Origin of the sequence: Bacillus sp. G1(2015b), assembly GCF_001482475.1 — a bacterium.
In the GTDB taxonomy this organism is placed as follows: Bacteria; Bacillota; Bacilli; order Bacillales; family Bacillaceae; genus Bacillus; species Bacillus safensis.
Genome location: NZ_LKIC01000026.1, coordinates 191,698 through 204,127 on the forward strand (window position 1 = coordinate 191,698; position 12,430 = coordinate 204,127).

13 protein-coding genes are annotated in these 12,430 nt (G+C 42.5%); 9 read left to right on the plus strand and 4 right to left on the minus strand.

Annotated features, from left to right (window positions below):
• The first annotated feature begins 8 nt into the window (after window positions 1-8).
• Window positions 9-857, plus strand: coding sequence for a polysaccharide deacetylase family protein (locus AMR95_RS12500; RefSeq protein WP_058838443.1), 849 nt, complete (start codon window positions 9-11; stop codon window positions 855-857).
• A gap of 946 nt (window positions 858-1,803) precedes the next feature.
• On the opposite strand, the gene fosB is transcribed toward AMR95_RS12500, so the two are convergent.
• The 4 genes from fosB to AMR95_RS12520 all read right to left on the minus strand — a co-directional run bounded on the left by fosB (window position 1,804) and on the right by AMR95_RS12520 (window position 5,005).
• On the minus strand, window positions 1,804-2,229 hold the full coding sequence (gene fosB / locus AMR95_RS12505) for a metallothiol transferase FosB (RefSeq protein ID WP_058838444.1): 426 nt from the start codon (window positions 2,227-2,229) through the stop codon (window positions 1,804-1,806).
• A gap of 65 nt (window positions 2,230-2,294) precedes the next feature.
• On the minus strand, window positions 2,295-3,386 hold the full coding sequence (gene ribD, locus AMR95_RS12510; RefSeq protein ID WP_047202940.1) for a bifunctional diaminohydroxyphosphoribosylaminopyrimidine deaminase/5-amino-6-(5-phosphoribosylamino)uracil reductase RibD: 1,092 nt from the start codon (window positions 3,384-3,386) through the stop codon (window positions 2,295-2,297).
• Window positions 3,373-4,134, minus strand: coding sequence for a GTP cyclohydrolase II (locus AMR95_RS12515; RefSeq protein WP_058838445.1), 762 nt, complete (start codon window positions 4,132-4,134; stop codon window positions 3,373-3,375). The genes ribD and AMR95_RS12515 overlap by 14 nt, the downstream gene beginning before the upstream one ends.
• Before the next feature lie 16 nt (window positions 4,135-4,150).
• Window positions 4,151-5,005, minus strand: coding sequence for a VOC family protein (locus AMR95_RS12520; RefSeq protein ID WP_047202941.1), 855 nt, complete (start codon window positions 5,003-5,005; stop codon window positions 4,151-4,153).
• Window positions 5,006-5,182: 177 nt separating this feature from the next.
• Here AMR95_RS12520 and AMR95_RS12525 point away from each other — a divergent pair, with 177 nt between their 5' ends.
• The 8 genes from AMR95_RS12525 (at window position 5,183) to srtB (ending at window position 12,415) form a co-directional block, all read left to right on the plus strand.
• Window positions 5,183-5,515 carry a winged helix-turn-helix transcriptional regulator gene (locus AMR95_RS12525; protein WP_047202942.1) on the plus strand — a complete coding sequence of 111 codons (333 nt, stop codon included), beginning with the start codon at window positions 5,183-5,185 and terminating at the stop codon, window positions 5,513-5,515.
• 370 nt (window positions 5,516-5,885) lie between these two features.
• Entirely contained in the window at window positions 5,886-6,344 is a 459-nt protein-coding gene (locus tag AMR95_RS12530) for an NEAT domain-containing protein (RefSeq protein ID WP_048237822.1), read from the plus strand.
• Between the two features lie 20 nt (window positions 6,345-6,364).
• Window positions 6,365-7,021 carry a heme uptake protein IsdC gene (gene isdC, locus AMR95_RS12535; RefSeq protein ID WP_058838446.1) on the plus strand — a complete coding sequence of 219 codons (657 nt, stop codon included), beginning with the start codon at window positions 6,365-6,367 and terminating at the stop codon, window positions 7,019-7,021.
• 19 nt (window positions 7,022-7,040) lie between these two features.
• Window positions 7,041-8,897, plus strand: a complete 1,857-nt coding sequence (locus tag AMR95_RS12540) for an NEAT domain-containing protein (protein WP_058838447.1) — start codon at window positions 7,041-7,043, stop codon at window positions 8,895-8,897.
• 76 nt (window positions 8,898-8,973) lie between these two features.
• Complete coding sequence (gene isdE, locus AMR95_RS12545; RefSeq protein WP_058838448.1) at window positions 8,974-9,861, plus strand: heme ABC transporter substrate-binding protein IsdE; 888 nt, start codon at window positions 8,974-8,976, stop codon at window positions 9,859-9,861.
• A 34-nt stretch (window positions 9,862-9,895) separates the two neighbouring features.
• Window positions 9,896-10,882, plus strand: coding sequence for a FecCD family ABC transporter permease (locus tag AMR95_RS12550; RefSeq protein ID WP_058838449.1), 987 nt, complete (start codon window positions 9,896-9,898; stop codon window positions 10,880-10,882).
• Window positions 10,869-11,639: an ABC transporter ATP-binding protein gene (locus AMR95_RS12555; protein ID WP_041087616.1), complete on the plus strand. Its 771-nt coding sequence runs from the start codon at window positions 10,869-10,871 to the stop codon at window positions 11,637-11,639. Before AMR95_RS12550 ends, AMR95_RS12555 begins: the two co-directional genes overlap by 14 nt.
• A 26-nt stretch (window positions 11,640-11,665) precedes the next feature.
• A complete protein-coding gene (srtB, locus tag AMR95_RS12560; RefSeq protein ID WP_058838450.1) occupies window positions 11,666-12,415 on the plus strand; it encodes a class B sortase in 750 nt (249 codons plus the stop codon).
• Window positions 12,416-12,430: the final 15 nt, after the last annotated feature.

Genomic DNA, 12,430 nt, shown 5'->3' on the forward strand with positions numbered 1-12,430 from the left:
ATTGGTGAATGAAGAAAACATGTATGCTGATGACGGTTGGTCTTATGCTGCTGCTCATTTCGGGCTGTATGGGAATGAAGGAGCAGGCGGAAGGAAGCCAGCAAGTCGTCAAAGAGGAAAAGGGTCCATTACAAACAAAAGATATGCAGCAGAAAAAAGAAACGGCAGTGATAGAGACACAAAACTGGATGAAGCAAAAGGAGCCGGTCGAGCTTCCAATTTTGATGTATCACAGCATCTCAAGCGGTAACTCGTTACGTGTGCCAAAGAGCGAATTTGCATCTCATATGAAATGGCTGAAGGACAACGACTATGTCACACTGTCGCCAGAAGAGGCGTACCGCGTTTTCACAACAAATTCGATGCCAAGTAAGAAGAGTGTCCTCATTACATTTGATGATGGATATACGGATAACTATACAAAGGCATTTCCGATTTTAAAACAGCATGGAATGAAAGCAACGATTTTCATGATTGAGCAATCCATTGGCCGTCCGAATCACTTAACGGATGAGCAAATGGATGAGATGATGGCACATGGGATCTCGATTGAGAGTCATACGATTCATCATTTAGAGCTCAATCAATTATCAAAGCAGCAGCAGGAAGAGGAGTTAAAAGGATCAAAGACATTCTTTGATCAGCGATTTTCTCAGCGTACGAGAATGGTGAGCTATCCTGTCGGGCGCTATAATGAAGAGACGTTGAAGCTGACGAAGGAAGCCGGATACCAAATGGCTGTTACCACTGAACCAGGACATGCGAAGAAGGAACAAGGCATGATGTCCTTGCACCGCATCCGCATTTCACCGGGACTTTCACCAGAAAGCTTTGGCAGGCTGGTTGAAGCGAAGTAACGATCAATGTTTCACATGAAACATTTTACGACAAGTTTCGCGATACCGGAATAAAACTTGTTTTGGATTTAAAGAGATTCATGCAATATAAGGAATCAGTTTTTAATATACTGATTCTTTTTTATTTAGTTAAACTAGGTCATACAGTTGCCAATATAAAGTAGGGGGCATAGAAGAAAAGTACTCAGACTTCTAATTTATAAGATTGTTGAACAAGTTATTTGATCAATTGAGCAAACTCTAATTTTAAATTACTGTAACTAAAGCTCTTATAGTTTTTTACACATTAAGCTTTAAAAAGTATGCTTATCTATGGTAACAATTTGTTACTTATGGTAACATGTAATTGCACAAGTTTTTTGTTCAACTCGGACTAAGTTGAACTAGTTTTCAAACTGAAGCACGAGAGCTTCAAGGTGAATTTCTTGAACGTCACCATATAACTGAAAAGAAATTTAATTTGAGCACTCGGCTGACTACCGTGTGCTTTTTCTATGTATAAATTTAAAATGTGATGAATATACTGAAGTAATATAGAAAAAATAAAGCAGCCCTCCAAAAAACAGAAACGAGATAGAACCAGCATTACCTTGACTAGAGGTAATGAAGGTGCCACTTTATTTTTCATTATCATTTTAAGGGTTATTTCAGAACGGTCTCTTATCTATCATCCATGCTATGAACTGGACTAGAGTTCGTATTAAATTTAAGATAAGAAACCAAAGCTTGTACTTGCAGGTACAAGCTTCTTTCTTTTTGTTCTTGCGTCTTTCAACGCGTGAACGCACAAGTTTTGTTCCCAAACTGACCCCTCCTTTCTCGGCATAAAAACACCTTTAGTATAGAAGGGGGGAGGACTATCGATTGCTACACGTTTCTATGTATATTTTACCATTACTTCTATTAAATGACGAATAGCACTTTGGTTTTTCCTCGCATTCTTTCATCATTTGTCAAAAAATTCTATATGGGTTTTCTCTTGCTTATAATACTCCAATCGATTTTTTAGTGTTCCAGTATGAAATTCGAATTTATGTCCATCAGGGTCCGTAAAGTAGATAGATTGACGATCCTTTTCATCTCTTGGACGGCCTTGCAATAAGTTGACGTTCAAATTTTTTAGTTTGTTGTACATGTAATTTATATCCTCTTCATCAATTGAAAAAGCGATGTGTGTGTATGATTCATGAATATCTTGGCGAGGAATATCCTTTTCTACATTGAGGGCAAGCCATAGTCCGTTCAAATCGAAGTAAGCTGTCGTTCGTCCCTTTGCTAACAATGTAGCATCAAAGATCTTTGTGTAAAAATCAATAGATGCCTCTAAATCTGAAACAGAAAATAACAGATGGTTTATTCCTTTTACTTTCAAATTAATCACCTCATAATAAATGATGAGAAAAAGGTTGTAGATGTCGATCTACAACCTTTTTTTGTTTATTGATAAACGGGATAGCCCGTCATTTTGATATCTTTTCCGAGTGGTTCCACGGTGAGTTGATCCAGTTCAATGGCATCACTCATGAGGCGTATGCCTTCGCCTCCGAAAAAGGAAGGGGAAAGTCGTCCGCCAATGAGTTTAGGCGCCATATAGATGACCAATTTATCTACAAGCTGCTGTTCTAAGAAAGAGGCGTTAATCTGGCCGCCGCCTTCAATCATGAGGGAGGAGATATTTTTTTCTCCCAGCACTTGAAGCACTTCCTGCAGGGGAACCCGCGTGTCGCTGTCAGTCATAAAGACACGGACGCCAGCTTCTTCTAAAGCCGCTCGTTTTTCCTCATCGGCTTGCTTTGTTGTAAAAATCCATGTAGGTGCCATCTGATCTGTGACGATCTTTGCTGTCAGTGGTGTTGACAGCTTAGAGTCTAAGACAATTCGAATCGGATTGTTTCCATTTGGAATCCGCGCAGTTAATGAAGGATCATCGTGAATGACGGTTTGAGCACCGACCAAAATCGCATCATTGATACTGCGGATATGGTGAGCATCATAACGGGATGTCTCAGATGTGATCCACTTGCTGTCAGATGTGGCAGAGGCGATTTTCCCATCTAAGGTAATGCCCGCTTTGAGCGTCACGAAAGGTGTTTTTTTCGTAATAAAGTGATTAAATACTTCATTCATCAGTATGGATTCTTGTTCAAGTACGCCCGTGATAACTTGGATGCCCGCATCTTGTAAAATGGCAATCCCGCGGCCAGCGACAAGTGGATTCGGATCAAGTGCCGCGACGACAACGGTTTCGACGCCGGCTTTCACAAGTGCTTCGGCACAAGGGCCTGTGCGCCCATGGTGGGAACAAGGCTCAAGGGTCACATAAATCGTGGCTCCTTTTGCCTTGTCTCCAGCCATGTTAAGTGCATGAATTTCAGCATGCGGTTCACCGGCTTTCATATGAGCGCCGACTCCAACAATCTCATTCTCTCGCACAATCACAGCCCCGACGAGCGGATTCGGAGATGTCTGACCTTTCATTGCCCGTGCATTATCAAGGGCTAGCTTCATATATCGCTCATGATGTGGCAATCGTACGCACCTCTTGCTCCGCCTTCATGTGACCTGAGCGGTTGATTTTTGTTTGCAAGTATTTTTCGTTAAATTCAGAGATATCTCCCCAAAGCGGAATGCGTCCAGAAAGAGATAAACCTGCATGGCTGATCGCATCTGTCTTTTTCGGGTTATTGGTAATGAGTCTGACCGGTTTTGTACGAAGTGTTTGAAGAACAGCAATGGCTTCTTCGTATTGACGTGTGTCATCTTCAAAACCAAGTGCTTCGTTCGCTTCTACTGTATCATAGCCGTTTTCTTGAAGAATATAAGCCATGGCTTTACTGAAAAGACCAATGCCGCGGCCTTCATGATTGGCTAAGTAAAACAGGGCTCCTGCTCCATTGTCCTCAATCATTCGCATAGACTGCTTCAATTGGAATCCACAGTCGCAGCGCTTGCTTCCGAAAATATCGCCAGTGTGGCAAATGGAATGCATACGGATAAGAGCTTCGTCAGCGTGCTCGAAATCCCCATACACAAGAACGCTTGACTGCTGATGATCAGCCAGCTGGCGGGACGAAAGGCTTTCAATTAAAGCTTCATCTGACAGTGGCTCTTTTCCATCGTCTTTTAACCATGAATACCAGTTGAACATCACGGTTCTGCCGTCTAAATTCACTGGCAGTTTAATGGGTCCAGTGATATAGATATACCCGTCTTCTTGCTGTACTCGTTTGATTTTATCTTTTAATATGGCTGTTTTAAGCTCTGTGTGTTTGTCCATATTCTGCACCTTCTTTTTAGTCTGTTTCTTCAATCTGTAAACGAACGAGAACGCCAAATGGATCAACAAATTCGCTGCTTTTTCCTGTCGTGTTGACTTGAGTGCCCGCTTTTGTCAGACGTTCGACGACGGATTGTCTGTCTGCTTCTTCTGGGAAAACCAGTGTATAGCTTCTAATTCCTGAAAAACGTGGATCAATGGCTCCTTTTCGTCCGCGTCCCCATGCATTAAAGGCAAGGTGGTGGTGGTACACACCAGCGGCGATAAATACGCTTGCTGGTGGAGCCATTCGGATATGAAAACCGAGCGTATTGACATAAAAGGAATCCGCTTCTTCTGGGTTGAGATGGAAATGCAAGTGTCCCATCACTGTACCGGCAGGGAGTCCTTCCCATGTGGTATCAGCTGCTTCTTGCAGGAGTCCATCTCCATCAAGCGGTGCATTTCCGCCACCTTTCAGTTCTCCATGCTCACCGACCCAAATGTCCTGAGGACGGTCAGCATAAATTTCTACGCCAATGCCGTCAGGATCACTTAAATAAATGGCTTCACTGAAAAAGTGATCGCTTGCTCCAATTAAAGGATAGCCTTTTTTGATTACATGTGCCAGCCATGTGCCCAGGTTTTTTCTGGTAGGTAATAAAACAGCAAAATGATAAAGTCCTGGCTCATGATCAGGCTTTTCTTTCAGTTGTGCATCTTCTTTTAACAAAAGAATCGGTTCCTTTGCATTGCTGCCAAGTGTCACCGTGGAATCTGTCTTTTCTAATATAGAAAATCCTAAAATGTCTGTATAAAAAGGTAAAGAACGATCAAAGCTGGACACATGTAATTCTGTTACACCCAGCCTTAGCTGCTCAATTGTCTTCAAGCTCGGTCATCTCCTTCATGATATATGCATCGGCATGTTCAAATGTTTTTGAAAATCTATAAAAAATGAATACCTTGTTACTTTTAGTAACTAAACTATATAATAGTTAGTGACTTATTTCAAGTAATTAATTGTGTTATAATAAAAAAAAGAGAAAAAAGCAGGAGGGAGTAAGATATGGCTCAAGTAGATGGCTGTCCAATTACAGATGCCATGGAGATTCTAGGCAAGAAGTGGGTCATTCTCATCATCAATCAGCTTCTGACAGGGCCTAAGCGTTTTTGTCAGCTTGAAAATGAAATGAACATCAGCGGAAGATTACTATCAGAAAGGCTGAAGGATTTAGAAGCTGAGGGACTTGTTGAGAAAAAAGTATACCCCGATATTCCAGTACGGATTGAATACGAATTAACAGTTCAAGGGAAGAAAATTGAACCGATTATTCGTGAAATGTATGCTTGGTCTTTAGATCGTAAACACAGCAAAATAGAGGAACATGTTTCATCTTAATCCATTTCGATCAGTGTGTCTGATCGAAATTTTTTTGTGTGATTTTCCAGAAAACTAAGACAATAGTATGAAAAATGATGTTGACAATCATTTCATGCATTATATAATATCAAGGAGAAGAGGGTTCTTTTCCCTGTAATGGAATGGAGGTTATGCCATGGTATTATAAATGGGACAGATTGCCTAAAACTCGTATCAATCCATCATTTAGAAGCAGACATCTTTGACTTTTAGGAAGCAAAGATTTATTTTTTTAACTCAATTGATAATGATTATCATAATCATCTATAAGTGTGTTCCAGCACTTGTGAAGGTTATTTTTTTTATTATCTATTGAGAATAATTATCAATATCATTTAGGAGGGTTCACATGAAAGTCATTCGTTCAACATCACCCGTATTATTATTCCTTAGTTTTGTTCTATTATTTGCTCTAGCACCTGTTAGCTCGGCCTCAGCAGCTGGCTTAGCAGATGGTCAATATTCAGCGCAATATGTGGTATGGAAGGCAGATAGCGATTCGACTTCAACAGCGAATACGTATTTTGAAAAACCAGCCAAGCTTGTCGTAAAGGATGGAAAAATCAAAGCACAAGTCACGTTAACGAACAGCTCTTGGATCACAAGCTTTAAAACGCTCGATCAAGGTGTCTACAAAGATGCGAAGGTGATCAGTACAAATACAGCTGCGAATAAGAGAACAGTAGAATTCAATGTGAACAGCCTGACTGAGGTTGTACCAGCAAAAGTGAGTGTGACTGTACCAGCCATCGGATATACAGGCAATTACGACATTCGCCTCAAGTTTGATGCGCCATCTGTTCAATAGAAAGGGAGGAAATTCGCTTGATGAAAAAAAGAATGAAGCTGTCAGTCTTCATGGCGGTTTTTTTACTGGCACTTATGCTGCCTTTTTCAAACGCACAGGCTGCCGCATTAAAGGATGGTACATACTCCGTCAATTATACAGTGCTAAAAGCTGAAGGAAATGCGGTCTCAATGGCAAATGATTACTGGCTGAAGCCAGCAAAAGTGATAGCGAAAAATGGGAACCTGACAGTACAAATGACGATTAAAAATAGCAGCTGGGTAACGGAATTTAAAGTGCCGGGAAATGGCGGCTATGTCGATACAACCGTTCTCTCAACAAATAAAAAAGCCAATACAAGGCTCGTTCAGTTCCAAGCTCAAAGCTTGTCTAAACCGATCAAGTCCAAAATTCATGTCACTGTGAAATCTGCTGATTATGATCATGATTACACCATTCAGCTGAAATTTGATGAAAGCAGTATGAAATCGCTATCGTCTACCAGTGAAAATAAATCAACGGGTGCACAAGAAAGTCAGCAGCCATCAAAAGAATCAACAAACAAAGCTGATACATCCACAACGAAACAACAAGAAGACAACCCTCAAACTGGTGATACAAGCCAGATAGGATGGCTCCTTGTGTTTGTCTTATGTTCTGGCGGGTTTTTAGCAAGAAAGTGGATCATCAAGCATTAACGGAAGGAAGTGTCACCATTTGAAACGTCTTTTTCATCTAAAGGCAGCCATTCTGCTTGTTTTATTCAGTTTGTTGACTGCGTTTCAGATTCCTCAAGGAACAGCTCAAGCGGCATCATTCGTTGATGGGGAATACACAGTCGGATTCACCATTTTAAAAGATGGTACCTCAGAAGCGTCTATGATGGATACCTATACAGAAAAGCCAGCTAAGCTGATTATGGAAAATGGCAAGACAACAGCTTATGTCACACTGAAGCAAAGCAAAGAAATAACAGATTTCAAGGTTGAACAAAATGGTGCTCTCGTTACCACTGAAACGGTCAGTGAGGACGAAACAGCCAATACACGTGTGATCAAATTTGATGTCGCCGACTTATCAGCGAAATTAAACGGCTGGGTGAAAATTTACTGGGATTTAGGCGGCTTTATTTATGACGAAGCATATGACGTACAGCTTGCATTCGATCAAAGCAGCTTAACACTCGTTACGCCTGCAAAACCAGACGATAACGAAACAAAACCAGATGATCAAAACGGTACAAAGCCAGACGACAATGAAACTAAACCGGATGACCAAAACGGTACAAAGCCAGACGATAACGAAACAAAGCCGGATGATCAAAACGGTACAAAGCCAGACGACAATGAAACTAAACCGGATGACCAGAATGGCACAAAACCAGACGATCAACCGACAACACCAGGCAATAACAATGGCACAAAGCCAGATGATTCTGCGCAAAATCAATTAAAAGATGGCGTATATCGTATCAATTACAGTGTGTTAAAAGGGGATACGGATGAAGCATCTCGAATGAATCAATACTTCTCACATCCCGCATCCTTAACCGTCAAAAATGGAAAGCAGACCATTTCCTTTACGGTGAAGGATCATAAGTCTGTCGCTTCTTTGAAAACAGAGAAAAACGGTTCTTATCAAGAAGCAAAGATAGTGAGCACAGATGAAGCGAAGAATACAAGAGTGGTTTCATTCGATGCTGCTGATTTGAAAAAAGCGGTGAAAGGAAAAGTGCACATTGTAGTAGCAGCCGCTAACTATGACCAAACCTACGATATTCGTTTTCAATTTGATTCAAAGAGTATCGCTCCAGTGAAGGATGGACAGGTGGTAGAGGAAGAAACACCAGCTACACCAGAAACGCCAAAACCAAATACACCATCACCAGAAACAAATAACAGCGGAGCTGATCAAGAGACTACTCAGCTAAAAGATGGTGTATACAAGCTTCCTTTCTCAATGAAGAAAGCAGACAAGGATGAGCTTTCCCGCATGAACGATTACGTCGTGAGCCCTGCGACACTGGTTGTGAAAAATGGCCGCCATTTCGTTTCATATAAAGTGAAAAACAGCTCAGCCATCACGTCATTCCAAGTAGGAACAGGCGGAAAGTTTGAAGAGACACTTGTCGCGAAAACAGATCAAAAAGCAGATACACGTGTCATTCAATATGAAGCAAAAAGTTTAAGCAGTGCTCAGGCTGCACGCGTAAAAATTGATATTCCAGCTGCGAACTATCATGAGCAGTACGATGTCAAACTTGTCTATGACACAAAAGGAATCGCTCTCGGTGAGGGAAGCGGCATTTCAACAGTCATTGGAGACGATGAGAGTATCGGATTTGTCAAAAATCCAAATGATCACGATTCTCAAACAACTCAACTTGAGAATGTAGCACCAGAGGAAACGGGTGCGGAGCAGATGACATTTACGCCATCAGATGACCAAACCAAATCTGAGTCTGGACAGCTGAATCCGAAAACGGGAGATGCCTCTCTTCTTTGGGTGTATATTCTTTTATTCGGCGGTTCGTTATTCGTACTCGTCAGAAAATATCAAACACGGACAAGATAGTTCGTTTTATTTTAAGTGAGATGCGCCTTTTACCTCGGCGCATCCACTCTCTTTTTTCGAAAGGAGGCTTCTGTTTTTGAAGCATCGAATGTTATGTACCTTGATCGCTGCCTTCAGTGTGTGCATGATCATATCGGGCTGCTCACAGTCAGCTGAAAGCTCAGCAAAAGGCAAAAAAAGCGCTGAATCAAGTGAGCGTATTGTAGCAACGACTGTAGCAGCCGCGGAGATCATGGATGCTTTAGAGGTTGATCTTGTCGGGGTGCCAACAAGTCAAAAATCCTTGCCAGCTCGTTACAAAGGACTGCCGGAAGTCGGCAATCCCATGAGCCCGGACATGGAAATCATCCAATCACTTCAACCGACAGATGTCCTGTCTGTCACAACCCTTCAATATGATTTAGAGAAACCCTTTCAGCAAGCAGGTGTCCCTGCCACATACTTAAATCTCGAGAGTATGGCCAACATGGAGAAGGCCATCACGAAGCTTGGGGATAAGTATGACAGGAAGAAGCAGGCTGAGCGCATTGTGTCTGCGTTTGAGCAAAAAAAGAAAGACATACAAGAGAAGACAAAAGGAAAACGCAAGCCGTCCGTTCTGATTTTGCTTGGTGTGCCAGGAAGTTATTTGGTGGCGACAGAAAATTCATATATTGGTGATCTTGTACGTATCGCAGGAGGAAAGAACATTGTGGAAGGCGAGAAAATGGAGTATTTGGAATCCAATACGGAGTATTTACAAAAAGCGAATCCAGATATCATACTCCGAGCCGCACATGGGATGCCGGATGAAGTCGTCAAAATGTTTGATCAAGAATTTAAAACAAATGACATCTGGAAACATTTTAATGCGGTCAAACAAGACCGGGTGTATGACCTCGAAGAAAGCTTATTCGGGACAACAGGTAATTTAAAGGCAGCAGAGGCATTAGATGAATTGACTCGTATGTTGTATCCGTCATAAGTTTGCGAATCTTAATGATAAAAGGACGTTCAAGATGAAAAAAACAGGATTTTTATTTCTGATAGTCAGTCTCTTACTGGTCTGCGTGTTTATTTATTCAGCCATTACTGGGAGCATTCATGTCACCCCCATTGAATTAATAGAAGGGCTCATCACCGGTCAACATGCACAGGTAGAAATCATTAAAGATTTGAGAATCCCCCGCGTGCTCATCGCGATGTTTACAGGGGCCGCCTTATCTGTCTCCGGTGTACTGCTGCAGTCGGTCATGAGGAATCCGTTAGCTGATGCCGGCGTCATTGGGATTTCATCAGGAGCCAGCTTCTTTTCATTAATGGCGATTACAGCGCTTCCTCAATTTTATTTCTACTCACCTTTATTTTCGGTATTAGGCGGGGCGATTGCGTGTTTCCTCGTATACGTTCTATCTTGGAAGGGTGGTTTAAGCCCGATCCGCATGATCTTAGTTGGGATCGCCATCAATGCCATGTTTACTGGAATGGCTGAAGCATTTGTGACCATTTGCAGCTATTTCAATATCACAATTAATCAGTCAGGACAGTCGAATCTCACGATGAAAACGTGGGGAGATGTCCGTTTAATCGGTGTCTATGGTGTCGTCGGTCTTGTCGTTGCACTCTTCTTCAGCAGATGGTGCAATCTCCTGGCCCTTCAAGACAAGACAGCGAAAAACTTAGGCTTGCGTGTGACCAGAATGCGCCTTTTGATTTCCATCACAGCCGTTTTACTTGCGGCAGTGACAGCAGCAGTAGCGGGCGTAATAGCCTTTGTCGGCTTGCTCATTCCGCACATTTCAAGAAGGCTTGTCGGCTCGGATCACCGAGTACTGATTCCATTTTCTGCGTTAAGCGGGGCTTTGCTTATTTTGACGGCTGATACGCTTGGTAGGACGCTTGTGGCGCCAAATGAGATTCCTGCTTCTACGATCATGGCCGTGATTGGCGGGCCGTTTCTGATCTTTTTATTAAGAAGGGGGGACCGTCTCCATGGACATTCGTGAGGTGTCATTCTCATATGACCAGCAGAAGGACATCGTTCAATCGGTCACAACACAGATTGAAAAGGGGAAAATCACAACCATTATCGGTCCAAATGGATCGGGAAAATCCACACTGCTTTCCTTAATGGCAAATAATCATTGTCCAAATAAAGGGCAGATTCACTTAGACGGGCAAGCGCTGAATGCGTTCAAGCCAAAGGAGCTGGCAAAAAAGCTGGCTGTCGTCCATCAGCAAAATGAAGCACCTCTTGATTTAACGATCGAACGGGTCGTGGCATTCGGCAGAACGCCGTACCAGACAATGCGCGGAGGAGACAAGGAAGAGGATGAGAGAGCGATAGAGTGGGCACTGTCCAGTACAAAGCTAACGGACAAACGAAAGGTGCCGCTCGCCTCACTGTCAGGTGGAGAGCGTCAGCGTGTATGGATTGCGATGGCACTTGCGCAAAAAACACCGATCCTTTTCTTAGATGAACCGACAACTTATTTGGATATCTACTATCAATTTGACATTCTTGAGCTGATTCGTGAGCTGAATGCCATGCACGGATTAACCATTGTCATGGTGCTCCACGATATGAATCAGGCTGTCCGCTACAGCGATATCATCATAGCGATGAAGGATGGACAGATTATCAGCGAAGGACAGCCAAACGATGTGTTAACAGAAGAGAACGTACGGCACATTTATGATGTGTCCGTCACGATTCGACAGGATGCAGAAACAGGGATGTACATCGTGCCTGTTGGTATATAAGCTGGGCAAAAAGCAGGTGAGACAGTGTGAAACGAGGAAAACGGCTTTGGCAACGGATGCTGACGATCGTTTGTTTAGGAGTATTGATTTATAGCGGAACAGCCATCGGCTTCGAACTTTTCGGTTATTATCAAAATCGACAGGTGCTTGCAAAGGCCCAGACGATGTATGGACATGAAGAAATGAATGAAAAACGGGAGTCGGGAAAGATCCGTTCGTCATTTGATGAGCTGCGGAAGGTGAATGAGGACATTGTCGGCTGGATCAATATGGAGGATACGATGATTCAGTATCCGATCGTTCAATCTCGCGATAATGCGTTCTACTTAACTCGTAATTATTTAAAAAACGACACCCGGGCAGGCAGTATCTTTATGGATTATCGTAATGATGTCCTGCATGAAAGCCCAAATACAGTGGTGTACGGCCATCGGATGAGGGATGGATCCATGTTTGCTGGACTCACAAACTATCTAAAAAAAGATTTCTTTAATGAGCACCGGACATTTCAGTACGATACGCTGTATCAAAGCTATGAAGCGGAGATTTTTGCCGTGTATGAAACGACGGTTGACTTCGATTATATTCAAACCGATTTTCAGGATCTTGGCGAATATGCCCATTACTTGCAAGCTGTGCGGAAGAAATCAATCTATCAAACGAAGACAGACGTGTCCACAGATGACCTCATCCTCACCTTATCGACCTGTGATCATGTGCTTGCACCTAAAAACGGGCGTCTCGTGGTACAGGCAAAGCTAAAGAAAGTTTACTAGAAAAGGAGAGACAGA